General features: G+C 27.6%; 23 protein-coding genes, 1 pseudogene and 1 riboswitch. Of the genes and pseudogenes, 22 read left to right on the forward strand and 2 right to left on the reverse strand.

All coding sequences use genetic code 11. The annotated features are described in order from the left end of the window. Positions 1-5 precede the first annotated feature (5 nt). Together IC758_RS01570 and IC758_RS01575 are read left to right on the forward strand one after the other, a co-directional pair. Positions 6-323, forward strand: a complete 318-nt coding sequence (locus IC758_RS01570) for a hypothetical protein (RefSeq protein WP_227860700.1) — start codon at positions 6-8, stop codon at positions 321-323. Positions 324-636: 313 nt separating this feature from the next. Further along, on the forward strand, positions 637-1371 hold the full coding sequence (locus IC758_RS01575) for an MBL fold metallo-hydrolase (protein ID WP_227831435.1): 735 nt from the start codon (positions 637-639) through the stop codon (positions 1369-1371). A 236-nt stretch (positions 1372-1607) separates the two neighbouring features. On the opposite strand, the gene IC758_RS01580 is transcribed toward IC758_RS01575, so the two are convergent. Further along, a complete protein-coding gene (locus IC758_RS01580; RefSeq protein ID WP_227483533.1) occupies positions 1608-2504 on the reverse strand; it encodes a LysR family transcriptional regulator in 897 nt (298 codons plus the stop codon). Between the two features lie 190 nt (positions 2505-2694). On the opposite strand from IC758_RS01580, the gene IC758_RS01585 reads away from it, so the two are divergent. The 8 genes and pseudogenes from IC758_RS01585 (at position 2695) to guaA (ending at position 12747) form a co-directional block, all read left to right on the forward strand. Next, on the forward strand, positions 2695-3726 hold the full coding sequence (locus IC758_RS01585) for a YeiH family protein (RefSeq protein ID WP_227434615.1): 1032 nt from the start codon (positions 2695-2697) through the stop codon (positions 3724-3726). A 293-nt stretch (positions 3727-4019) separates the two neighbouring features. Then, on the forward strand, positions 4020-4895 hold the full coding sequence (locus tag IC758_RS01590; protein ID WP_227824853.1) for a DNA-3-methyladenine glycosylase family protein: 876 nt from the start codon (positions 4020-4022) through the stop codon (positions 4893-4895). Positions 4896-4914: 19 nt separating this feature from the next. Then, complete coding sequence (gene cls / locus IC758_RS01595; RefSeq protein ID WP_227434617.1) at positions 4915-6405, forward strand: cardiolipin synthase; 1491 nt, start codon at positions 4915-4917, stop codon at positions 6403-6405. 192 nt (positions 6406-6597) lie between these two features. Continuing rightward, entirely contained in the window at positions 6598-6882 is a 285-nt protein-coding gene (gene groES, locus IC758_RS01600) for a co-chaperone GroES (RefSeq protein ID WP_227434618.1), read from the forward strand. Between the two features lie 32 nt (positions 6883-6914). Beyond that, positions 6915-8543: a chaperonin GroEL gene (gene groL / locus IC758_RS01605; RefSeq protein WP_227834950.1), complete on the forward strand. Its 1629-nt coding sequence runs from the start codon at positions 6915-6917 to the stop codon at positions 8541-8543. 267 nt (positions 8544-8810) lie between these two features. Then, the gene (gene larB / locus IC758_RS01610) at positions 8811-9551 is read left to right on the forward strand and encodes a nickel pincer cofactor biosynthesis protein LarB (protein WP_227434620.1); all 741 of its coding nucleotides are present in this window, start codon (positions 8811-8813) and stop codon (positions 9549-9551) included. Between the two features lie 140 nt (positions 9552-9691). Further along, positions 9692-10824, forward strand: a pseudogene (gene larC / locus IC758_RS01615) (nickel pincer cofactor biosynthesis protein LarC). 59 nt (positions 10825-10883) lie between these two features. Further along, positions 10884-10985, forward strand: a riboswitch (purine riboswitch). Positions 10986-11208: 223 nt separating this feature from the next. Beyond that, positions 11209-12747 (forward strand): glutamine-hydrolyzing GMP synthase, encoded by a 1539-nt coding sequence (guaA, locus tag IC758_RS01620; RefSeq protein WP_227434621.1) that lies wholly within the window; start codon positions 11209-11211, stop codon positions 12745-12747. A 192-nt stretch (positions 12748-12939) separates the two neighbouring features. Here guaA and IC758_RS01625 read toward each other — a convergent pair whose 3' ends face one another. Continuing rightward, on the reverse strand, positions 12940-13419 hold the full coding sequence (locus IC758_RS01625) for a MarR family winged helix-turn-helix transcriptional regulator (RefSeq protein ID WP_227434622.1): 480 nt from the start codon (positions 13417-13419) through the stop codon (positions 12940-12942). 162 nt (positions 13420-13581) lie between these two features. On the opposite strand from IC758_RS01625, the gene IC758_RS01630 reads away from it, so the two are divergent. From IC758_RS01630 to purC, 12 genes are all read left to right on the forward strand, one after another. Next, entirely contained in the window at positions 13582-14142 is a 561-nt protein-coding gene (locus tag IC758_RS01630) for a hypothetical protein (RefSeq protein WP_227434623.1), read from the forward strand. Between the two features lie 241 nt (positions 14143-14383). After that, positions 14384-14599: a hypothetical protein gene (locus IC758_RS01635; protein ID WP_227434624.1), complete on the forward strand. Its 216-nt coding sequence runs from the start codon at positions 14384-14386 to the stop codon at positions 14597-14599. A 174-nt stretch (positions 14600-14773) separates the two neighbouring features. Beyond that, on the forward strand, positions 14774-15355 hold the full coding sequence (locus IC758_RS01640; protein ID WP_227434625.1) for a sugar O-acetyltransferase: 582 nt from the start codon (positions 14774-14776) through the stop codon (positions 15353-15355). A 372-nt stretch (positions 15356-15727) separates the two neighbouring features. Continuing rightward, the gene (locus tag IC758_RS01645; protein ID WP_227434626.1) at positions 15728-17971 is read left to right on the forward strand and encodes an EAL domain-containing protein; all 2244 of its coding nucleotides are present in this window, start codon (positions 15728-15730) and stop codon (positions 17969-17971) included. Positions 17972-18406: 435 nt separating this feature from the next. After that, positions 18407-20437, forward strand: coding sequence for a BglG family transcription antiterminator (locus tag IC758_RS01650; protein ID WP_227434627.1), 2031 nt, complete (start codon positions 18407-18409; stop codon positions 20435-20437). Next, a complete protein-coding gene (locus IC758_RS01655) occupies positions 20434-20886 on the forward strand; it encodes a PTS sugar transporter subunit IIA (protein WP_227434628.1) in 453 nt (150 codons plus the stop codon). Before IC758_RS01650 ends, IC758_RS01655 begins: the two co-directional genes overlap by 4 nt. Position 20887: 1 nt before the next feature. Continuing rightward, the gene (locus IC758_RS01660) at positions 20888-21943 is read left to right on the forward strand and encodes a PTS fructose transporter subunit EIIC (RefSeq protein ID WP_227434629.1); all 1056 of its coding nucleotides are present in this window, start codon (positions 20888-20890) and stop codon (positions 21941-21943) included. Positions 21944-22021: 78 nt separating this feature from the next. Further along, positions 22022-22330: a PTS fructose-like transporter subunit IIB gene (locus tag IC758_RS01665; RefSeq protein ID WP_227434630.1), complete on the forward strand. Its 309-nt coding sequence runs from the start codon at positions 22022-22024 to the stop codon at positions 22328-22330. A gap of 104 nt (positions 22331-22434) precedes the next feature. Continuing rightward, a complete protein-coding gene (locus IC758_RS01670) occupies positions 22435-23700 on the forward strand; it encodes a class II D-tagatose-bisphosphate aldolase non-catalytic subunit (RefSeq protein ID WP_227434631.1) in 1266 nt (421 codons plus the stop codon). A gap of 87 nt (positions 23701-23787) precedes the next feature. Beyond that, entirely contained in the window at positions 23788-24498 is a 711-nt protein-coding gene (locus IC758_RS01675; protein WP_227860701.1) for an HAD family hydrolase, read from the forward strand. 476 nt (positions 24499-24974) lie between these two features. Continuing rightward, complete coding sequence (gene purE / locus IC758_RS01680) at positions 24975-25451, forward strand: 5-(carboxyamino)imidazole ribonucleotide mutase (protein ID WP_003420964.1); 477 nt, start codon at positions 24975-24977, stop codon at positions 25449-25451. A 5-nt stretch (positions 25452-25456) separates the two neighbouring features. Next, complete coding sequence (gene purC / locus IC758_RS01685; protein WP_227483465.1) at positions 25457-26155, forward strand: phosphoribosylaminoimidazolesuccinocarboxamide synthase; 699 nt, start codon at positions 25457-25459, stop codon at positions 26153-26155. Positions 26156-26162: the final 7 nt, after the last annotated feature.

The raw sequence follows: 26162 nt of genomic DNA on the forward strand, positions 1-26162 counted from the left end.
TAAAAATGGAAGCAAACTGTCTTTTAGTAGAGTATCATGAAGCAAAAGTAAAAATCAAAGGTTTTATCAACATGGTTGTGTTCGCAGCTGTTATTCCTTCTTTAGCAAAAGTTTCTTTGACAGGTTTAATCAGTCTTTTTGTACCAATTGTAGGTATGTTTGCAGTTTCTATTATTGATATATTCATTATGATGAAGGTGCTTCCAGGTTGGAAAATCATTGGTTCTAAACCTCTTGCTTTTGGAGTAGGGTTCTGTCAGATGTTAGGATTCCCAACAACATATTTGATGTCTAAAATAAAAATTATCTTTTATCTAAAATAAAAAACACCCAAATATGACTAAGAGTGGTTTGAAATTCAATGTTAATTTAATTTTAGAACTATCCATCTTATAATATATCAAATGCGAATTAAAAAATATTTTTAATAGCTACAACTATTGGGATTACTTATTTTTATATTAAATACTATATCATAAAATAACAAAAAAATCAAGTCGAGTAATCTCTCTATTTCAGTGATATACTAGGTTTTAATAGTTTTTTATAAATATAATGTAACTAGAGGACAATCTATGTTTTTTAATTTTTTTGATTAAATTTACCTCTAGCTCAATACTTATAAGGAGAAATATTATGAATTTAAAAAAAGGATTAGATATTTTAGAAATTCCATCAAGTATATTAGGCAAAGATAAAGTTATATATATTCCAGTAATCTATACAGAAGATGAGGTAACTCTTGTTGATACTGGACTTCCTGGTCAAGGAGATTTAATAATTGATGCTCTTAATAATAGTAATACAAGTTTTAATAAATTAAAAAATATAGTAATAACTCACCATGATATAGACCATATAGGAAATATAAAATATTTAAGAGAAAAATCTAAAAATGATATAAAGGTATATGCATACAAAAGTGAAGTCAACTATATAACAGGGGAAGAAACCCCATTTAAACTTTGCATGTTAGAACAAGAAATAGATAGTCTTAATGATAAAATGCTTGATATGTTAAATGCTATGAAATTTGGATTTAAGTCATCATATACTACAGTAGATGTATCTTTAAACAATCATGAAGTTTTAAATTTAAGTGAAGAAGTAGAGGTTATACACACAGGAGGTCATACTAGGGGTCATATATGTCTTTATTTAAAAAAATCTAAAGTACTTATTGCTGGAGATTTATTAGATATAAGAGATGGTAAACTTAGACCAGTTGATGTAATGCATAGTGATAAGCAAGAATTGATAAAAGCTATTAAAAAATTAAGTAACTATGATATAGAGGAAATAGTTTTTAGTCATGGTGGATTATATAAAAAAAACATAATGGAAACATTAAAAAATATAGTTATTGAATAATGTTACATGATTGAAAATACTATCCAGTTCTTTATGAAAAGTTTATTTAAACAATAATTAAATATGAATAGGAAAGAAACAAAAAATTTATAAATAATTACTTACTTAATATTTTGAGAATAAAAATATTACTGGAATTAGAAATTTCCAGTAATATTGAGTAAGAAAAAATATATTTACACAAATCTATAAACATTCTCAAAAAACTTATAATTTATTGTTAGCTTTAAATTATATTAATCTTTTATGCTATTTAAATTACTAAATACTTTTAACTCTTCAATGAAAATACTTGCTGCTTTTGATAAAGTTATATCTTTTGGAAAGATATATGAAAAATGTCTGTTATAGTTGCTTCCAAGTTCTATGACAGACAGTTCGTTGTTTAAAACAGGTAAGCTTGTTACGAGATTAGATACTATTGTAATTCCTAAATTATTTCTAACTGATTCTTTGACAGCATAATTACTTCCAAAGACCATCATACTTTTTGGAATAATTTCCTTAATGCTTAAAAACATATCTAAATAATCTCTAGTTCCAGAACCATCTTCTCTAACTATCCATTTTTGATTTTGAAGCTTATCAAAACTAAAATCTTTTAATAAAGGGCTATTATACGGAAGTGCTAAAACCATCTTATCTTCAAAAAAATATTCTTGCATAAATGAGGGAGAAGAACAAGTCCCTTCAATAAGTCCAATATCTAAAATATAATCCTTAACATGAGAAGATACAATGGATGTATTTTCTATGAAAATTTCTACATCTATATCAGGATACTTTTGAGAAAATAGTGCAAGAAAATTAGGAAGAATATATTCTCCAATAGTTAAACTTGCGCCAATCTTTAAACGCCCAGTTATAGCATCTGAAACCTGATTTACATCGTGATATGTAACACTTAAAAGATTTAGTATTTCCTTGGCTCTTTTATATAATATTTGTCCACTTTCTGTAATAAAAATAGTTTTCTGTTTAATAGATCTATTTATAAGTACAACCTTAAAGTAATTTTCTAAGTTTTTAATATGTTTACTTACACTTGGTTGTGATAAATTTAGGTATTCACCAGCTTTGGTGAAGTTTTTATATTCAACAACAGCAACAAATGTTTTTAATTCTTCAAACAATTTTTTACATCTCCTTTGCATAATAAAAATTTTGTATTTTTTATCAGTTACTTACAGATAATTGTAATATATACATTAATCATTAAAATTATTAATCATTACGATATTATATATTTATTTTACTTATGGTTATTACAATTATATACTATTATTGTAAAGAAAACTATATTAATTAGAAGGTAGGTATATTATGTTAAAGAATAAAAGCAGTTTTACATTAAAGAATATAAAAGAAATATTACCTGGGTTGGTTGTATCTGTATTAGTAGGTTATATTAGTATATTTATTTCAACATTAATACCTAAAGTAGGAGCAGCATCAATTTCTATATTTTTAGGTATGTTTGTAGGAAATTTATTTTTAAATCAGAAAGTCTTTCAAAGGGGCTATAAATTTTCAGAAACAGATTTGCTATCATATTCAATAGTATTATTAGGAGCAACCCTTAGTATATCTACTCTAATAGATTTAAAAATTTCAGGTATATTGTTTATAATATTACAAATGACAATAACAATAGTATCAGCACTTTATATAGGTAAAAAGCTAGGTTTTGGTGAAAACTTTAGATTTCTTATGGCAAGTGGGAATGCAGTATGTGGTTCTTCTGCTATAGCAGCAACAGTTCCAGTAGTTAATGCTACAGACAAAGAAAAAGGAATAGCAATAACTATTGTCAATGTTACTGGTATATTTCTTATGTTTTTACTTCCAATAATATCTCAATTCTTATATAGTCATGAGCTTGTAAAAACATCAGCAATGATAGGTGGAACATTACAATCAATTGGTCAAGTTGTGGCAAGTGGAGCTATAGTTGGGGAAAATGTAAAGGATTTAGCAACTATTTTCAAAATAGTGAGAGTAATATTCTTAGTTGTAGTTGTTTTAGTATTTGGACATTTGAAAAATAAGTCTAACAGTGAAATTATTGAAGAAGAAAAAGATGAAATAAAAAAGAAAAAAATAAATATACCATGGTATGTAATTGGTTTTTTCATAACTTGTGCACTTTTTTCAATTAATATTATACCAAAAGAAGTATCTGTATTGTGCAAAGAAATAAGTAATAAATTTGAAATAATAGCACTAGCAGCAATTGGATTAAAAGTTAATGTAAAAGACTTAGTAAGACAAGGTAAAGCAGTTTCTTTATATGGTCTATTTGTAGGAACAATACAAGTTATATCAGCGATAGTTTTGATAAAAATATTTATATAGAATAGAAGTATTGATTATAATATCAATTTACTTAATCAAAATAATATGTTATTAATAACTGATAATATAAATAAAAAATGAATTCTAATAAGTGTAGATGGGTATAAGCTTATTGGAGTTCATTTTTTATTTATAGTGAAAATTTAAAGTAAAATATTATTTTACATAATAATAACATTATAAATTTTGAAATTACTTATCTTTGTGTTAAAATAAGAAAAATGCACATATCACAGTTAAGTATTTAAGTAGATAAATAAAATAAAAATATAAATATTAAGGAGATTTTTTATATGAATGTTTATGAAAAGAATAATGTAGTTATACTAGAAGGAGTAACAGATTTTGATCCAAAACATATATTTGAGTGTGGTCAATGTTTTAGATGGCATAAGCAAGAAGATGGCTCATACACAGGAGTTGCAAAAGGTAGAATATTAAATGTAAAAAAAGAAGATGATAAAGTATATTTAAATAATACAAATTTAGAGGAGTTTAATAGCATTTGGTATAATTACTTTGATTTAGGGACTGATTATACAGAAATAAAAAACAATCTAAAGAGTATGGATGAATATTTAAATAAAGCTACTGAATTTGGATGGGGAATAAGAATTTTGAGACAAGATGGATGGGAAATGCTTATATCATTCATAATTTCTTCTAATAATAGAATTCCTATGATACAAAGAGCTATAGAAAACTTATCAAAAAGTTTTGGTAAATACATAGGTGAGTATGAAGGGAAAGAATACTATGCATTTCCAACGCCAGAAGAGTTAAATAAAGCCTCACAAGAGGAAATAAGAGCATGTCAAACAGGTTTTAGAGACAAGTACATAAAGAGTACTACACAGGCAGTTATAGAAAATAATGATAAGGTATCTGAATATGTAAATCTAAGTACAGATGATTGTAGAAAAGAGCTTTTAAAATTTAATGGAGTAGGTCCAAAGGTATGTGATTGTATTGCGTTATTTGGTATGCAAAAATATGATTCTTTTCCAGTTGATGTGTGGGTTAAGAGAGTTATGCAAGAGTTCTACATAAATGAAGATATGAGTTTACCTAAAATGAGAACTTATGGGATTGATAAATTTGGAGAATTGTCTGGGTTTGCACAACAATATCTATTTTACTATGCAAGAGAGTTAGGTATAGGAAAATAGACTTAAGGGGGAAGGAATTATGGGAGTGATAGGCACAATATTTCTGTTCTATTTAATTATATCATATCTAGCTGGAGCCATAATTTCTGTAATTATATTACTTGAAAATAGAGATCCTGCAAAAACCATGTCTTGGTTATTGATGTTTATCATATTTCCTGGGATAGGGTTAATTATATATGCTATTTCGGGTAGAAATATTAGAAAACGAAAATTATTTAAAACTCAAAAACTAGCTAATAATATAAAAGAAAAGAAACTTTTTGATACATTAGAAAAGATAACAGAAATTGTTGAACTAGAAAAAGAATCTATAAGGCAAAATAAGCTTTTAAGAGATGAGGAAGATGGTAGCTATAGAAAAAGAGTCATAAGTATGCTACTAAAGACTGGGATGTTTCCATTTACTAAGAACAATAAAGTAGATGTTTTTGTAGATGGAAATGAAAAATTCAAGAGACTTATAGAAGATATAAGAGAAGCTAAAGACCATATTCATTTAGAGTACTTTATAATCAAAGACAGTGAAATAGGTAGGGTGTTAAAAGAAGAGCTTATAAAAAAAGCTAAGGAAGGTATTAAAATAAGAATTTTATATGATGATGTAGGGTGTTGGAGATTTTGGTTTAATAGAAAATTTTTCCGAGAAATGAGAGAAGTAGGTATAGAAATAGCAGCTTTTTTACCTACAAAATTCCCTATAATAGGAGGAAAGTTAAACTATAGGAATCATAGAAAAATTGTTGTTATTGATGGAATAATTGGATATACAGGTGGAATAAATATAGGAGATGAATATTTAGGAAAAAATGAGAAGTTTGGGTATTGGAGAGATACTCATATTAGAATTAAAGGAATTTCTGTATATATGCTTCAAATGACATTTTTGATTGATTGGTACTATACAACAAAAGAGGTTTTAGTTACTAAAAATTACTTTCCAAGTGTCGGAAATATAGGTGAGAGTATGATACAAGTTGTAGCTAGTGGACCAGATAGTGATTGGGAAGACATTCATTATGCTTATTTTTCTGCTATATGTCAAGCTAAACAAAGTGTTTATATAGAGACTCCATATTTTATTCCAGATGAGAGTCTGCTGAAAGCTATAAAAAGTGCTGCGCTTAGTGGTGTAGATGTAAGAATAATATTTCCTAAAATTGCAGACCACAAAATAGTTAATATAGCATCTTATTCATATTTTGAAGAAATATTAAGAGCAGGTGGTAAAGTTTATTTGTATAAAAAAGGATTTATACATTCCAAAGTCGTAATAATAGATGATAAAATTGCTTCTGCAGGTACAGCAAATATGGACCTAAGAAGTTTCATGCTTAATTTTGAAGTAAATGCTTTTATCTATGATGAAGATGTTATTAAAGTAATGACAGATGATTTCTATGAAGATTTAAGTCATTGTGAAGAACTTAATTTAGAGGTATTTAAGAACAGAAATATTGTACAAAAAATTAAAGAATCTGTAGCCAGATTGTTTTCACCAATATTATAAAAAATTATTAAAAAAGGTATTGAAAATTATGTGTGATTGGTATATTATAATAATTGTTAGCACTCTAGTAGATAGAGTGATAATAAATAAAAAGTATATATATAAATCTACATATAAAAGTAGTATTAATTTAAAAATAACTAAAAACATAGGCAAACTAGTCTATACTTAATATTTTAGGAGGCGTGAATAATGAAAATAAGACCATTAGCTGACAGAGTAGTAATTAAAAAAGTGGAAGCAGAAGAAAAAACTGCAAGTGGAATAGTTTTACCAGGAGCAGCTAAAGAGCAACCTCAAATAGCTGAAGTTGTAGAAGTTGGACCAGGTGGGATAGTTGAAGGAAAAGAAGTAAAAATGGAATTAGCAGTTGGAGACAAGGTTATATTCCAAAAATATTCTGGAACAGAAGTTAAAATAGAAGGACAAGAGTATACAATACTAAGACAAAGTGATGTATTAGCTGTTATTGAATAAATATAGAATAAATTTATTAGGAGGGGTTTAAAATGGCTAAAGAAATTAAATTTTCAGAGGAAACAAGAAGAGCTTTAGAAGCTGGTGTAAATAAATTAGCAGATACAGTAAAAGTAACATTAGGACCTAAAGGAAGAAATGTTATATTAGATAAAAAATTTGGTTCTCCACTTATAACTAATGATGGTGTAACTATAGCAAAAGAAATAGAATTAGAAGATAGATTTGAAAATATGGGTGCTCAGTTGGTTAAAGAAGTAGCAACTAAAACTAATGATGTAGCTGGAGATGGTACTACAACTGCTACAGTTTTAGCACAAGCTATAATCAGAGAAGGTTTAAAAAATGTAACAGCAGGTGCTAACCCAATACTTTTAAGAAAAGGAATACAAAAAGCAGTAACAGTAGCAGTAGAAGAATTAAAAAATCAATCAAGAATAGTAGAAACACAGGAAGCTATATCTCAAGTTGCTTCTATATCTGCTGGTGATGAAGAAGTTGGAAAATTAATAGCAGAAGCTATGGAAATAGTAGGTAAAGATGGAGTTATAACTGTTGAAGAATCTCAAACTATGAATACTGAATTGGATGCTGTTGAAGGTATGCAATTTGACAGAGGATTTGTTTCTGCATATATGGTTACAGATGTAGACAAGATGGAAGCAGTTTTAAATGACCCATATATATTAATTACTGATAAAAAAATATCTAACATACAAGAGCTATTACCAGTTCTTGAACAAATAGTTCAACAAGGTAAAAAGCTACTAATAATTGCTGAAGATGTAGAAGGTGAAGCATTATCTACATTAGTTGTTAATAAATTAAGAGGAACATTTGATGTAGTAGCAGTTAAAGCTCCAGGATTTGGAGATAGAAGAAAAGAAATGCTTCAAGATATAGCTATACTTACAGGTGGTCAAGTAATATCAGAAGAATTAGGATATGATTTAAAAGAAGCTGATTTATCTATGTTAGGTAGAGCTTCATCTGTTAAAGTAACTAAAGAAAATACTACAATAGTAGATGGTTCTGGAGATAAAAAAGCTATAGAAGATAGAGTAAATCAAATCAAACATCAAGTAGAGCAAACTACTTCAGATTTTGATAAAGAAAAATTAATGGAAAGATTAGCTAAGCTTGCTGGTGGAGTAGCTGTTGTAAAAGTTGGTGCTGCTACAGAGGTTGAGTTAAAAGAAAGAAAATTAAGAATAGAAGATGCTCTTAATGCAACTAGAGCTGCTGTAGAAGAAGGAATAGTAGCTGGTGGAGGAACTGCTTTTGTTAGTGTTATACCAGCAATAGGAACACTAGTTGAGAGTTTAACTGGAGAAGTTAAACTAGGTGCTCAAATAGTTAAAAAAGCATTAGAAGAACCATTAAGACAAATAGCTATAAATGCTGGTCTTGAAGGTGCTGTAATTGTACAAAATGTTGTTAACGCTGAAGCAGAAACTGGATTTGATGCTTTAAATGAAAAATATGTAAATATGATAGAAGCTGGTATAGTTGACCCAACTAAAGTTAGTAGAAGTGCTCTACAAAATGCTGCATCAATAGCAAGTACTTTCTTAACTACTGAAGCTGCTGTTGCTGACCTTCCTGAAAAAGAAGATGTAGGAATGCCAGGAATGGGTGGCGGTATGCCAGGAATGATGTAATCTTAAAATATTTAAAAATATAAATTTTAAGATATAGAACTATTTTGACTTAGATTTTAGTATCTAAGTTGAAATAGTTCTTTTGTATATATTTAATTTTTTTGTGTATTTACAATTTTAATATATATATCTGGATAATTAGTATCTGGATTATAATAATATCTTTGAAGTTGTATTGTTATTTTTTAGGTTATGATGTTAGATATATATTAATTAAGGTATAATTGTTGATAGAGAATAAATCAAAGTTTAAAAGGATGCGATAATATGGACTTAAGAAAATTGCTTGAACAGGTTAAAAATGAAAACATTGATATAGATGTTGCATTAGAACAATTAAAAGATTTACCCTATGAAGACCTTGGATATGCCAATATAGACCATCATAGAGAATTAAGAAATGGATATCCAGAAGTAATTTATTGTGAAGGTAAAAGTGATGAACATATTTTAGGAATTATTGATAAAATGAATCAAAAAGGTTCTAATATATTGGGGACAAGATGTAGAAAAGAAACATTTTTAAAAGTTAAAGAAATTTATAGTCATGCTGAATACGAAGAATTATCTAAAATTCTTAAAATTCAAAATCATGCTATAGAGAATATTGGAAAAGGCAAAATTGTAATTGCAACAGGAGGAACTTCTGATATACCAGTAGCAGATGAAGCATATTATACAGCTAAATTTTTAGGTAATGATGTTGATAGAATATATGATGTTGGAGTGGCTGGTATACATAGGCTTTTAAATAAGAGACACAAAATAGATAGTGCTAGAGTAGTAGTAGCTGTTGCAGGAATGGAAGGTGCACTTGCAAGTGTAATTGGAGGTCTAGTTGATGTTCCAGTAATAGCTGTACCAACATCTGTTGGATATGGAGCCAATTTTGGAGGATTAGCAGCATTATTGGCTATGTTAAATAGTTGTGCATCTGGAATATCTGTTGTAAATATTGATAATGGTTTTGGAGCAGGATATTTGGCAGCTATGATAAATAAATTATAATAGGTATATTGATATAAATTAAACATAAATTATACGATGTTAATCTAATGTTTATTAGATTTTTCATTATTAAAACTGAGGAGAAATATATGAGTGAAAAAATACTTTATTTTGATATAGTAAGTGGTATATCAGGGGATATGACCCTTGCAAGCTTATTAAATTTAGGTGTACCTGAGGAAATTTTTTTGGAGGAAATTCATAAACTAAAAATGAGCGATGAATTTAATATAAATATAAGCTCAAAAAATGAAAGTGGAATATCAGGTATAACAGTAAAAGTAATTACGAAAGAAACACATATGCACAGGAATTTAGTGGATATATTTGAAATTATAGATGAAAGTGATTTAAATGAAAATGTAAAAGCTAATGCTAAAAAAATATTTATGGTAATTGGAGAAGCAGAAGCAAAGGTTCATGGAACTACAATAGATAAGATACACTTCCATGAGGTAGGAGCTATAGATTCAATTGTAGATATCGTAGGAGCATCTATATTAGTTGATTTACTTTGTATAGATAAGATTTATTCTAGTACAGTATCTGTTGGTTCAGGATTTGTAAAATGTGACCATGGAGTCATGCCTGTACCTGCACCTGCAACTATGGAAATATTAAAAGGTGTACCAATCAAATTAAATAATGTAAAAGGAGAATGTACGACTCCAACAGGAGCTGCAATAATAAAAGTTCTGTGTGATGAATTTGTAGAGGATTTTGAGTTTTCTCCAATAAAAATTGGATATGGAATAGGTCATAAGAAATTTGAAGTACCTAATATGTTAAGAGCAGTATTAGGAGAAAAAAAAAAGAAGAATTAATTTATGAAATTAGTGCAAATATCGATGATATGTCTTCAGAAGTATATTCTTATTTGTATGAAAAAATATTAGACGAGAAAGCGTTAGATATTTATACAGAAAGCATTTATATGAAAAAGAATAGACCTGCAACAAAAATATCGATTTTATGTAATAAAGTAGATTTAGAAAAATTTATTGAAATATTGCTTTTAGAAACTAGCACTTTTGGAGTACGATATAATGCTTACAACAGAGAAATTTTAGATAGAAAGTTTGTAAAATTAGACACAAAATATGGATTAGTTACAATAAAACTAGGGTATTACAAAGATAAATTAGTTAAAGCTACTCCAGAATATGATGAATGTAAAACTATAGCAAAAAATGAAGATATTCCTATAAAAAAAGTGTTTGCTGATATAAATTTTAGAATAAAAGAAGAATTTAGTGAAAACTTATTGACATAAGTAATAAATTTTGATAAATTAATACTCAGCTTTAATAAATAAAAGCAAACAGAAAAAAATATATAAAATATAAACTCACTCGTATATGCTCAGAGATATGGTCTGAGAGTCTCTACCAAGATACCGTAAATATCTTGACTATGAGTGAAATTATTATACCAAAAGACCTAGTTAAGTAAATGTGTAGGCTGAGTTATACTCCCTATATGTTGGCTATAAGATAAGGGGCATTTTGGAAGCCTGTATAGTAATTTCACTTTTGCTAGAAATTATGGAAGTTACTATACAGGTTTTTTGTGTAAAAAGATTTAATATAATTTAGACTGTATTGTGTTAAAATAAATATATATAAAAACTATATTATACAAGGAGAGATGGAAATTTATGAAACATGAATTAGTACTTGTAATAGATTTTGGAGGTCAATATAATCAGTTAATAGCTAGAAGAGTTAGAGAAAACAACGTATATTGTGAAATACTTCCATGTACTGCAAGCATAGAAAGAATAAAAGCAAAAAATCCTAAAGGGATAATATTTACAGGTGGGCCAAATAGTGCATACTTAGAAGATTCTCCAACAATATCAAAAGAAATATTTGAACTAGGAGTACCAATACTTGGTATATGTTATGGAGTTCAAATAATGTCTCATGTATTAGGTGGAGTTGTAAGAAAAGGCAATAAACAAGAAAAAGAATATGGAAAAACATCTATAACTTATGGAAAATCATCATTATTTGAAGGGATTACTACAAATAGTGTTTGGATGAGTCATACTGATTTAATAGAAAAGGCTCCAGAAGGATTTACTATAGTTGCAAATACTAAAGATTGTCCAGTAGCGGCTATGGAAAATGTAGAACAAAAACTATATGGAGTTCAATTCCATCCAGAAGTAGAACATTGTTTAGAGGGAGATAAGATACTTAAAAATTTCTTATACAATGTATGTGAAGTAAAAGGTGACTGGACTACAGATTCATTCATAGAAGATAAAATAAAAGAATTAAAAGAAAAAATAGGTGACAAAAAAGCTTTATGTGCTTTAAGTGGAGGTGTTGACTCTTCTGTTGCTGCAGTTCTTATTCATAGAGCAATTGGAGATAACTTGACTTGTATATTTGTTGACCATGGTTTACTTAGAAAAAATGAAGGTGACGATGTAGAAAGAATATTTAGAGAGAAATTCGATATAAATTTAATAAGAGTTAATGCAGAAGATAGATTCTTATCTAAACTAAAAGGAATTTCTGAGCCAGAAGCTAAGAGAAAGATAATTGGTGAAGAATTTATAAGAGTATTTGAAGAAGAATCAAATAAATTAGGAAAAATGGATTTCTTAGTTCAAGGAACAATTTATCCAGATGTTATAGAAAGTGGACATGGAAATGGTGCTGCTACTATAAAATCTCACCATAATGTTGGTGGAATTCCTGAAGATGTGGATTTCCAAGAAATAGTTGAGCCATTAAGAGAACTATTTAAGGATGAAGTTAGAAAAATAGGATTAGAACTTGGTATAGAAGAAGGATTAATATTTAGACATCCTTTCCCAGGGCCAGGTCTTGGAATAAGAGTTATAGGTGATGTAACTAAAGAAAAATGTGATATATTAAGAGAAGCAGATGCTGTTTATATGGACGAGCTTAGAAAAGCTGGTTTATATAGAGAAATATGGCAAGCTTTTGCAACATTACCAGATGTTAAGACTGTTGGAGTTATGGGAGATGAAAGAACATATGCTTATTTAGTTGGTTTAAGAGCAGTTACTTCTTCTGATGGAATGACTTCTGACTGGTATAAGATGCCTTATGATGTGTTAGAAAAAATTTCTAATAGAATAATTAATGAAGTTGATGGAGTAAATAGAGTAGTTTATGATATAACTTCTAAACCACCTGGAACAATAGAATGGGAATAATTAATAATGAGCTAGAAAGCCTTTAAATAGGGTATTTCTAGCTCTTTTTCGGTCTATTTTTTACTTGTTTTAATACATATCGTGCTGTGTAACTATTCTTTTGGACTATATTTATGTTTTCAATGGAATGCATAAAATTCAAAGTCATAATACATATTAGTTGAGTTAAATTTTGTGCTATAAATAATTATTTTACTCATAGTATTTTTCTTCTCTTTCAACTCCTGTATATAGTTTTGTAATCATTTGATAAAACAGGCTGATTTCTTCATTTGAATAATCCTGAAATATATTGTTTAATTTCTCAGTATGGAGTTCCTGTACTTTTTGTGAATATTCATCTGCTTTTTTTGTTAGTACAATAGAAGTATTTCTTTTATTATTGGGTTCATGTTCAATAGTTATAAAACCTTTGTTTTCAAGAGAAACAGCTAGTTTTTTTATATTTTGACGTGAAGACCCTAAGAGTTTCCCAAGATAAGTAAAAGTAGTTTTTTCATCAGCATGCTTTACCATTGTAAGAAGCATAAATTGTTTTAAAGTAAGATGTTCATCTGCTTTATCAAAAATAGTTTGTAATCGGTTTTGTAAAATAAATATGCTTGCAAAAATACCACGAACTTCATTATTTCTTTCACCACTAAAATTTCTAATCATGTTTTTAATTTGCATAAGATACTCCTTTCATGTGAAATCTACTATTTATATTATAGTAATAAGTTGCTATAGTGTAAATGGTAACTTATTACTATAGATTTATACAAGAGATTTATCAGTTATACTAACTAATAACATTTAGAGTCTTTAAACACTTTACCTTAGGGAGGAAATTAAATGATAAAGAAAAAACAAATGACCTGGCTAAATATTTCACCAACCATTATATTCATATTATTGCTAATCATTACAGTTTGTGGAATATTTTCATTTTCTATAGATAATAAATATGAAGCAATAAACCTATATGGGCAGGTTATTGAGATGTATGGTACAGGTATTTATCAATATGACTCATATTTCAAGGCACCTATATTGATAGGTTCAGACTTAACAATGCTTTTAATTATCGTTCCAGTCATTGGTTCATACATATTTCGTGATATAGATACAGTAGAACAAAAAACAAATTTTCTAACAATTCTAGGTATCATTTTGTATTATGCTTTTAGTATTTCATTTGGAGTTGCACATAATCAATTACAACTAGTATATATTTTGTTAACTTCAATTTCATTTTTCACCCTATTTACTTTACTGCTAGAGCTTTATGTAATATCATTTTGCTATAACTGTTCTTTCTATTTAAGAAAGATAGAATTAGTATTTTTGATATTAGCAGGTGCTTCAAATATTATTGGATGGTTACCAGATGTATTACATTCATTATTTAGGTAGTACACTTGCTATAATCTCTATTTATTTTGATAAGTTAAATAAAAAAAGAGTTACAGCGATTCTATCAAATAATGATTTTTAAATTCATATGATACAAATTCATATCAATTATTTAAAAATGACTAAATAAATAATATAATTATGAATTGTCATACAAATATGGTTTGTGTTATGCTTGGTGTATTGAAGATATAGTAACTACACACTTGTTAAAAAAAATCATTATAAAAAGAGACTGCATATGCCAACTGAAAGATATAAAATCAGAAGATTTCAAGAAAGCTATATTGATTCTTTTATGTCTTACCGAAATAATGAACAAAAGTTTATACAAGTATTAGCAAGTGCTTTATCAGATAATCTGGCTTCAAATAATTTATTGAAAAAAGTAGATTTTAAATTTAGCATTTTTGATTCAATGAATAATGAAAATATCTATAGTATAGATTTGATTTAAGTAGAACCTATAATTATATACTAACTTTGTATTTGCAAGATGTAAGTAAATTAAATATTCAATAAGATAGTTTCATTGAGTATTTAATTTTTTATATTACAATATAAATATGGAACAATATTAATAACAAATATTATTTTTAGTTAATATACTAATATATTTTAGGAGGTTGGGATGACAGAACGTGAAAAGATGTTGGCAGGAGAATTGTATGACTGTGGAGATAAAGAATTATTATGTCAATGGCACAAAGCCAAGGATTTAACAAAAGAGTATAATAGTTTGAAATCAGATGATAGTATTAACAAGGAACGTATCTTAACAGAACTCTTAGGTGGAAAGGGAAAAAATATATGGATTACTGCACCTTTTTATGTTGATTATGGAAATAATATTTATTTTGGTAATAATTGCGAAGTAAATATGAATTGTACATTTTTAGATGATAATGAAATCATAATAGGTGACAATGCATTGATTGCCCCTAATGTACAAATATATACAGCATTTCATCCAACTAATGCTAAAGATAGATTTGAGGAAAGAACTGATGATGGATTTAGTTTTTGCAAAACTATAACTGCACCAGTGAAAATTGGTAATGATGTTTGGATTGGTGGAGGGAGTATTATTTTACCAGGAGTAACAATAGGAGACAATGTAACTATTGGTGCAGGTAGTGTTGTAACAAAGTCAATTCCATCTAATACTATAGCTTATGGGAATCCTTGTTGTGTTATTAAAGAAAATAAGTGAAGGTTTAATAATATATTTAGTTATGAGATATTAGAGATATTAAGTGTCTCATTAAAATAAAGAGCTATCTTAAAATATGGGATAGCTTTTTTGATATAAGTATATAGAATTTGTTAGTCTTGAATAAATAGAAACATAAACTTAGATTATGGAATTTGTTTTTAAACAATATTCTACAGCAGTTTAAGGAAAAATATTACATAAATAAAATCAATAAAATGCTTATTAATGAATTATTATTGAAATATAAAGGAGTTTTGTTGAATATTGATAAGTAGAATATTATAATATAGTGTGAATAGTTTTTTGGTAATGAAATTTGTAGAGTTAGTATTTATGCTAAAAATGGACTTATAGTTTGGAGGACAAAAAATGAAATTATCAAGGTACGAAAAAAACAATATGGTTTTGTCTGTGGTTTTATGTGCACTTATTATTTCAATTCTTGTAATTACTGTTTTTACTACTGTAAAACTGTACAACATATCTAATAAGCAAACTAAAAACTATCTAAATGATGTATCTACACAAGTTGTAACAAATGTTGATAATCAAATTAAGTTTATTTTATCTGATTTAAGGCTAATGGCAGATTTTATTAAACAATATGAAGGTGATAGTCGATATGATTACTTAGCAAAAAGAAAAACTAGTTATAAATATTCTGATATTGGAATAATAGATTTAAAAGGTAAAACAAAGTTTTTAAGTGGAAAAGAAGCGGATTTAAAGAATACTATTTCATATAAAAAGGGGATAGAGGGAAAGGAATACACAGAACTTATAGAGTCAATAGATGTTGTACTCTACAGTGTACCTATATTTGATTATAAACATGAGGTATCTAGTATTTTAGTAGGTGTTTCTCAAAAAGAAAGTGTGAATAATATTCTTGGTATTGACAGTTTTAACGGAGAAGGAACTATTGAAATTGTTAATACTAAGGGGAAACCTCTCTTTATAGGTAAAAATAGTGAGTTGATAAAGGACCTTAGTCATAAATATAAAGGTGCTACAAATGAGCATTGGGTTCCCAAAATAATGGATGACTTTAAGAATGAAGAATCAGGAGAAATTACAATAACTTCGTCAAAAAATGTAAAGTGTCTGCTAACGTATCATCCAGTAACAAAAGATTTAAATGATTGGTATTTCATTCTTATAGTGCCTGAAGAAGCTGTTTTAGGTGAATTGAATAAATTAAACATTTTTACAATAATAATGACCTTTATAATTATTTTTATTATTGGAATTATAACATGGATTTTATATACTATTAGAAGAAAATACATAAAACAAATTGAAGATATTGCTTATTTAGATAATATAACAAATGGTATTAATTCAACAAAATTTAGTATGTTAATAAAACCTTTAATTTCAAAATCTCCTGATAATACTTATATGATGATAGCAATAAATATAAAGGATTTTAAGCTAATAAATGACTGTTTTGGTAGTGAAAAAGGAAATAATACACTTAAATATATTTATAATGTTTTAGAAAAAAATATTGCTAATGATGAGGAGTTTGTATGTCGGCATGATGCAGACCTGTTCTATCTATTTATGAAGAATAGACCAGTATTAGAAGTTTTAGAATTACTGTATAAAATAGAAGATGAGATTAATTATTTTAACAAAGGAAAAGAAAACCCATACTTTTTAAGAATATCAGTAGGTATTTACGCAATTGAAAATCATGACGAAGATTTAATTACAATACAAGACCATGTGAATACAGCAAGAAAAAGTTTTAATAAAGCACATAAAAGTGATTTTAATTTTTATAGTGATATAGAAAAAAAACGATTGATATTTGAAAAGGAATTGTCAAATTTAATGGAAAAAGCTCTTGATGATAAAGAATTTTTTATATGCTTACAACCAAAGATTGATATAAAAACTGGAAAGGTTAGTGGTGCAGAATCTCTTGTTCGTTGGAATAGCCCAGAGAAGGGGATGATTTATCCTAGTGATTTTGTTCCCATTTTTGAAAAAAGTGGATTTATATGTGAGTTAGACCTATATGTTCTTGAAGAAACATGTAAATTGATTTCTAAATGGATAAAAGAATGTAAGGAGTTATTAATAATTTCTGTTAATGTATCAAGACAACATTTAAAGGATAAATCATTCTTAGAAAAATATGAGATGATATGTATTAAATATAATGTACCTACATCTTTAATAGACTTAGAACTTACAGAATCTATTTTTTTAGAAAATCCAGAAGCAATTTGTGTAATAGATGATATCCACAGTAAAGGCTTTAAATGTTCTATAGATGATTTTGGATTTGGATATTCATCATTAGGGATATTAAAGGAGTTTAAAGTCGATATAATTAAATTAGATCGTTCATTTTTTGTTAGTAAAAATAATATAGAACGTGGTAAAGTTGTTGTGGAATCTATTATTGAACTTAGCAGGAGACTTGGTATGAAAGTAATTGCTGAAGGTATTGAAGAAGTTGAACAAGTATATTTCTTAAAAAGTATTGGATGTGATTATATTCAAGGTTATGTTTTTTCTAAACCATTATCAATACATGAATTTGAAGAATTCGCATATAATGGTGATAAAGTAAAAAATTTAACAATACCTAATGATTAGGTTTATAAAATTAAATATTTAGGCAAGTTATATAATTTAAATATATAGCTTGCTTTTTTTATTTGTATGTTTAAATCTACAGATATAGTTTTACTTTTAAGTAAAACTTTTAACTATTTTGTTGTTACCCATATAGTTAAAGATATGTAGCAGTTATTAGTAAAGCGTTGAAAATACTATGTAATGTTAAAATATATTGTAATTAGTAGGTGATATAAAGTTTTAAATATAAATATTATATTTTTTAATAAAAATATGTCTACAGATTTTGTAAAAACAATTTTCAAATATTGTAAGTTGTAGTTAAAGCTTTATTGTATTATTCTGAATATAGAAAGATAGTTACTATTTTTAGACATAAAAAAACTTAAATATACAGAATAACATAAAATTTGCAGTATTAATAACTCTAATTATTTTGAAAGGAGGGAAAATATGATAAGTGGAAGAATGTTACTCATTATGAATTTTCTAAAAGGAAAAGAGAAGACAAGTTATAAGGAAATTAGCCAACAATTAAGTATAGAAGAAAGAAAAGTTAGATATGACATAAATAATTTAAATATAGTTTTACAGTCATTAAATAAACCATTAATACAAAAAATAAATAAAGGTGTACTAATTATTCCTAAGAATTTCCAAGTAGTATATATAGATAATAATGAATATGTATTTTCTTTAACTGAGAGAGTATCTATTATGAAGATTATATCAATGTTTAAAATAGATAAGCTAAATTTAGAAAAGTTGAGCAAAGAATTCCAGGTTTCTAGAAGTTCAATTAAAAACGACCTTAATGTTCTATCAAGTGAATTAGAAAGAAACCAAATAACTATTACATATGATAAGACTTTCAAAATAAGTGGAGATGAAAACACTATATATAAACAAAGACTAAGTATATTAAAATTATATTCTTACCTATTTGGTAAAGAAAAGTCTGATTTAAGTGTGTTTGAGCAGTACTTAGTGAAAATTATTGAACAAATATTCAAGGGGATTTCCTTGAATAATATATATAATTGGTCAATAGATTTACTTTCCAAAATGGATTGGATTTTAAATGATGAATCTTTCACATGGTATGTTTCAAATATTTTTCTTTTTACATGGTACATACATTCAGATGAAAAACATCCTTTGGAATCTTCCTCATTAAGTGAACCATATTTTGAAAATAAATTTGACCAAGAATTTGAACAAATCATTCAAAAGAAATTGACTAAAGAACAAATTTTATTGCTAAAAAGTTTTGTGTTTTTTACAAATAAATATGCAAGTTTAAATGAAGATATGGATTTGATTAGTACAGAAATAATAGTTCAAGATTTAATTTACAATATGTCAGAAATATTGAGTGTTGATTTTAAAGAAGATATGATTCTTTATAAAGGATTGCTTAATCATATTGCCCCATTAATAGAAAGAATCAAGCAAAACATACAGATTTATGAAGAACTATTTCATGTAATACCAGATAAGTATCAATATGTACTTGAAGCTACTAAGGTTTCTATACAAAAAAATAGGATGTTAAATCAAATAAAAAATGAAAATGAAATAATACTTTTAGCAATACACTTTTTAGGAAGTGTACAAAGAAATGAGAGAAATAATTATAAAAACATATTATTAGTTTGTGGATTTGGATATGGTGTAATTGCTATGTTAAAAGATACTCTAATAAATGATTATCAAATAAATATAGTGGATAGTATTCCAGCATATAAATTACAAGATTATAAGGAATGGGAAAATATAGATTTTATTATAACAACATCAAAGATAGTTGTAACTTTGCCTAAAGTAGTTATTGAGATTAATCCATTTTTGCAGGAAAACGATTATTTAAAACTCGAAGAAAAAGGAATAAAAAGAAAGAATGTCTTGACTAACTATATATCAATCAAAAAAAGGCTGGATTTCTTAGAAGAAGATGCTCAAAAAAGAGTATTGAGTATCATATGGCAGGAGCTTGGATATAGTGATGAGAGAATATTATCTAGACAGCTTAAATTAAGTGATTTAATAGGTGCTGATACTATTAGTATAATTGATAGAGAAGTTAAGTGGGAAGATGCTGTTAAAATTAGTTCAAATATACTTGCTAATTGTGATTTTGTATCAACACAATATGCTGAGAATATTATAGATATTTTAAATAATGTAGGTTTCTATGCTGTAAAAGATGAAGAGTTTGCTTTATTGCATGGAAATGACAGTTCATTAGTTAAAGTAAGTTCAATAAGTTTACTAATATGTAAAGAGCTAATTAGTTTTGGTGATAAAAAGGTTAAAGTTATATTTTGTTTAGCAAGTAGAGATAAGAAAGAGCAAATTCCAGCAATAATTAATTTAACTAAAATGGTTTATAAGACTAATTTTATTAGTATGTTAGAAAGTGCAAGGACAAAAGAAGAAGCAGAAGGTTTAATTCATAAATATGAGGAGGAGGTCACTGTATGAGTAAATTAGTCAATGTAAAATGCTCATTCAAAATGAAAGCAGATTCAAAAGAAGAAGCTATTACATCATTAGTGGATGTAGTATCAAAAGAGGGGTATTTAAGAGATAAAAATCAATTTTTAGAAGATGTTTTAAAGAGAGAGGAAACATTATCAACATATATTGGGCATGGTATAGGTCTACCTCATAGTCAAAGTATAGGTGTCAAAGATTCTTGTATTACAATTGGAAAGTTTGATGTTCCTATTGAATGGACAGAAGAAGGTGAAAAAGTAGACTTGATATTTTTAATATCAGTAACAAAAGATAATGAAAATAATCTTCATTTAAAGATTTTATCAAAACTGGCACGTTTATTGATGCATGAGAGTTTTAGAAATCAAATTAGAGGGGCAGATGAACAAACAGTTTATAATCTTATAAAAGAAAAGATAGGGGAGGAAGATTAAAATGAGGATTTTAAAGTTTTTACAAAAACATCTTATGACAGCAACATCATATATGATTCCATTTGTAGTTGCTGGGGGAATATTATTTGCTTTATCAGTAACATTAAGTGGACAAGCTGCTGTTCCTGAAACTGGATGGTTAGCTAAACTAAATCAAATTGGTGCTGCAGGTCTAGCTTTATTCATTCCAATATTAGGCGGATATATAGCATTTAGTATGGCAGATAAGCCAGGGCTAGCACCAGGTATGATAGGTGCATACTTAGCAAAAGAAGTAAATGCTGGTTTTATAGGTGGTATTATAGCAGGGTTCATAGCAGGATTTGTTGTATTACAACTGAAGAAAATAAAATTAGCTCCTACAATGAGAACTCTAGGTTCCATATTTATTTATCCTTTGCTTGGTACATTGATTACAGGTGGTATAATTGTATTTTTAATTGGAGAACCTATAGCTTCTTTTATGGCATGGATGACGAACTGGTTAAATGGAATGTCTGGTGTTTCAAAGATTCCTTTAGGGGGTATTTTGGGAGGAATGATAGCTTCTGATATGGGTGGTCCTATAAATAAAGTTGCTGCGACTTTTGCTCAAACACAAGTTGATACACTTCCATACTTAATGGGAGGGGTTGGAGTTGCGATTTGTATACCTCCAATTGGATTAGGGTTAGCAACATTATTATTCCCAAAAAAATTTAGTAAAGAAGAAAGAGATTCAGGAAAAGCATCACTTCTAATGGGATGTGTTGGAATCACGGAAGGAGCTATTCCATTTGCAACAGCGGACCCTGTTAGAGTAATTCCTTGTATTATGGCTGGTTCAATTATTGGAAATATTATGGCTTTTTTACTGGGATGTTTGAATCATGCTCCTTGGGGAGGATTGATAGTACTTCCAGTTGTTGATAACAGGTTGGGTTATATAGCATCTGTACTAACTGGAGCAGTTGTTGTCGCAATATTGATGAAATTAGTAAAGAAAGATGTAAAAGAAGATGAAGAAATTGAAGAAGATATAGATGATTCTATTGAACTAATATTTGAAGAATTATAGATATATAAAATAATAAATTAATTTATATAAAATTGTAAGAAAATTATATAGAACTATAAATTTAAAGGAGATAAAGATATGAAAATTGTAGCAGTAACATCTTGTCCTAGTGGAGTGGCCCATACTTATATGTCAGCTGAATCACTTGAATTATCAGCAAAAAAATTTGGTATAGAAATAAAGGTTGAAACTCAAGGAAGCTCTGGAATAGATAATGAGTTGTCAATTAAAGAAATTGAAGAAGCAACTTGTGTAATATTAACTAATGATGTTGAGATTAGAAATATGGAGCGTTTTAAAGGCAAGAAAGTAGTAAGAATGAGTGTGTCTGATATTATTAAAAAATCTGATGCATTAATTAAGAAAATAAAAGATACTTTTCAATAAAGTTTGATTTATTTTACATATAACATAAAGATGTTTTTATTGAAGATTTTATTAAAAGCATCTTTGAAAACATCTTAAAAAATAGAATAAAAGGAGATATAGTAATGAAAAAATTACCAATAAAAACTGTCGTACAACGATTACTAGACTTACAAAAAGAGGGGAAAAGTGCAACACTTTTAGGGATTGGTCCTATGTCACCTAATTTGTTACAAGCGAGTTTTGAATTAGCAAAGGATGATGATTTTCCTTTAATGTTTATTGCAAGTAGAAATCAAGTAGATGCAGATGAGCTAGGAGGAGGTTATGTAAATGGTTGGAATCAAGAAACATTTACAAGAGATATTAAGAAAATAGCTGATGAAGTGGGATTTGATGGTTTATATTACTTATGCAGAGACCATGGAGGACCATGGCAAAGAGATAAAGAGAGAAATGACCATTTACCTGTTGACAAAGCTATGGAATTAGGAAAAAAATCTTATTTAGCTGATATTGAGGCAGGTTTTGATTTATTAATGATTGACCCTACAAAAGACCCATTTGAAATGGGAAAAGTGATTCCATTGGATATAGTGTTAGAACGAACTGTAGAATTAATTGAATATTGCGAAAAAGAAAGAAAAAGACTTAATTTGCCAGAGATAGGATATGAAGTTGGGACAGAGGAAACAAATGGAGGCTTAACTTCAACTGAGACATATGAAACATTTATAACTAGATTAAAAGTTGAACTTGAAAAGAGAGATTTGCCAATGCCGACATTTATAGTTGGTCAGACAGGTACTCTAACTAGAAAAACAGAACAGGTAGGCACTTTTAACTTTAAGAATGCTTATGATTTAGCTCAAATGGCTAAAAAGTATGGAGTTGGGTTAAAGGAACATAATGGAGATTATTTGGATGATGTGACTTTATTAGAACATATACCATCTCAAATTATTGCGACAAATGTTGCTCCTCAATATGGTACTGAAGAGACTAGAGCATACTTAAAGCTAGCAGAAGTTGAAAGAAAACTAAAGGAAGAAGGATTAATTGAAAAGACTTCAAATATTAGACATGTTCTTCTTGTAGATGCTATTGAATGTGGACGTTGGAGAAAATGGGTGATAGGAGAACAGAAAAATCTAACTACTGAAGAAATCTTTAAGGATGAAGTTTTATCTAATGAAATATTAGATATTGCAGGTCACTATACATTCAATAATGATGATGTTAAAAGAGAGATAGAAATGCTTTATAGTAATTTAAGAAAAAATAACATCAATGGTCAAAGATTTGTTGTAGACCATATTAAGCGTCCTTTACGTGATTATGCAGAATGTTATAATCTAAAAGGTGTAACTACTAGAATTTTAAATAAATAATAGGACTTATAGTGGTAGGTATTGTTATACTAGGTATTTATAGTTATAATTATATTTACCACTATTAAATTTTGGAGGACTAATATTTTGATTAATTTAATTTTTGATGTAGATGATACTTTATACAATCAGTTAACACCTTTTTATATCGCATATGATAAAGTATTTTCTTCAATAAAGAATATTTCTGTTAAAGATTTATATATCAGTAGCAGAAAGTATAGTGATGAGGTATTTCATTTGACTGAGAGTGGAGAGATGCCAATTGAAAAAATGCATGTGTATAGAATAATGAAAGCTTTTGAAGAGTTAGGAAACCCCATTACAGAAAAAGATGCTCAAAATTTTCAAGATGAGTATATATATCAACAATCACAAATAACTCTAATACCAGAGATGGAGCAAGCTTTGAATTTTGCTAAAGAAAAAAATATTAATATTGGAATTATAACTAATGGACCATCTTCTCATCAAAGAATGAAATTAAAGCAATTAAATATTGAAAAGTGGGTTGATGAAGAGAATATTTTTATTTCTAGTGAAGTTGGCTTTTCTAAGCCAGACATTAATATTTTTAGATTAGCTGAGAAATTTATGGGTTTAGATAGGGCAAATACATATTATATAGGTGACTCTTATAAAAATGATGTAGTAGGTGCTAAAAAAGCTGGATGGAAGAGTATCTGGATGAATCATAGGGGGAATAGTTTAGAAGATTTGATTTATGAGCCTGATTTTGTAATTTTAGATTATCAAGAAATGAAATTGTTATATAAAAGATTATTTAAGGATGATTAACTATTGGCAAGATATGAATTTATTGATAAAATACAGAATTAAAAACGGCACTTTATATTTTTAAATTAACAACTATAAAATTATACACTAATGAAAAGGAAGATGATTTATAATAATTAACTTCCTTTTTTAGTATAGACTCTGATACAAGTATGTATAGAAATGAGTATCTTACTGAATTATAAATCTTATAATTTAAAAAATACTATGCAAGTTTACTTTAAAATTATATAAAATATATTTATTTATCAAAAAATAATAAATAAATGAAAAGTAATTTTATTAGGTATCAAAAAAAGCGAATAAAGTTCGATATGGGGCGAATAAAAAAAATACAAGTAATATTTTTTTTAAAAAATTTCAAAAAAGAGTTGATAATATATGTATATTAATATAAAATTTAAGGTGTATAATTCGTATAATGATACGAATGATTTAAAATGTAAAATAACTTATAAACGGAGAGGGGAAGTCTAATGAAAGTAGCAGTAGTTATGGGTTCAAAATCAGATTATCCAAAATTAGAAGAAGGGATAAAACTGCTTGAAAAATATGGAATAGAAGTTGTAGCAAGAGCATTATCTGCTCATAGAACACCAGAACAACTTTCAACATTCCTAAAAGAAATAGAAGATGATACAGATGTAATAATAGCAGCAGCAGGAAAAGCAGCACATCTACCAGGTGTAATAGCTTCACAAACTCTAATTCCAGTAATAGGATTGCCTATTAAATCATCAACTATGGATGGATTAGACTCACTTTTATCAATAGTTCAAATGCCAAAAGGAATACCAGTTGCAACAGTTACAATAGATTTAGGTTTAAATGCAGCTTTATTGGCATTACAAATAATGACTCTAAAATACCCAAAATTAAAAGAAGATTTGAAATCATATAGAGAAGAAATGGCACAAAAGGTGCTAGAAGACGACAAGAACTTAAGGGGGTAACAGAAATGTTATTATATGAAGGAAAAGCAAAACAAGTATATTCTACAGATAATGAAAACGAATATGTTGTTTATTATAAAGATGATGCAACAGCATTTAATGGAGAAAAAAAAGCAGAAATATCTTCAAAAGGTATACTAAATAATAAAATATCAACAATAATCTTTGAAATGTTAAAAGAAAATAATATAAATACACACTTTATAAAAAGTTTATCAGACAGAGAAATGCTAGTTAAGAAAGTAGAAATTTTACCATTAGAAGTGATAGTAAGAAATATTGCTGCTGGTTCTATCTGCAAAAGAGTTGGTCTTGAAGAAGGTGTAGTTTTCGATGAGCCAATCTTTGAAATAAGCTATAAAAACGATGATTATGGTGACCCAATGCTAAATGACGATTATGCAGTGGCAATGAAATTAGCAACTAGAGAAGAATTGAAATTCTTAAGAGAAGAAACTCTAAAAATAAATGAATTGCTAAAAACATTCTTCTTAAAATTAAACCTAAAGTTAGTTGACTTTAAAATAGAATTTGGTAAAGATTCAGAAGGAAACATAATATTGGCAGATGAAGTATCACCAGACACTTGTAGACTTTGGGATGTAAACACAAATGAAAAATTAGACAAAGACAGATTTAGAAGAGACCTTGGAGACCTTGTAGAAGGTTATATGGAAGTACTTTCGAGAATGAATAATAAATAGGAGGCAA

The sequence above is a fragment of the Clostridioides sp. ES-W-0016-02 genome, from assembly GCF_020641035.1.
Lineage (GTDB): Bacteria > Bacillota > Clostridia > Peptostreptococcales > Peptostreptococcaceae > Clostridioides.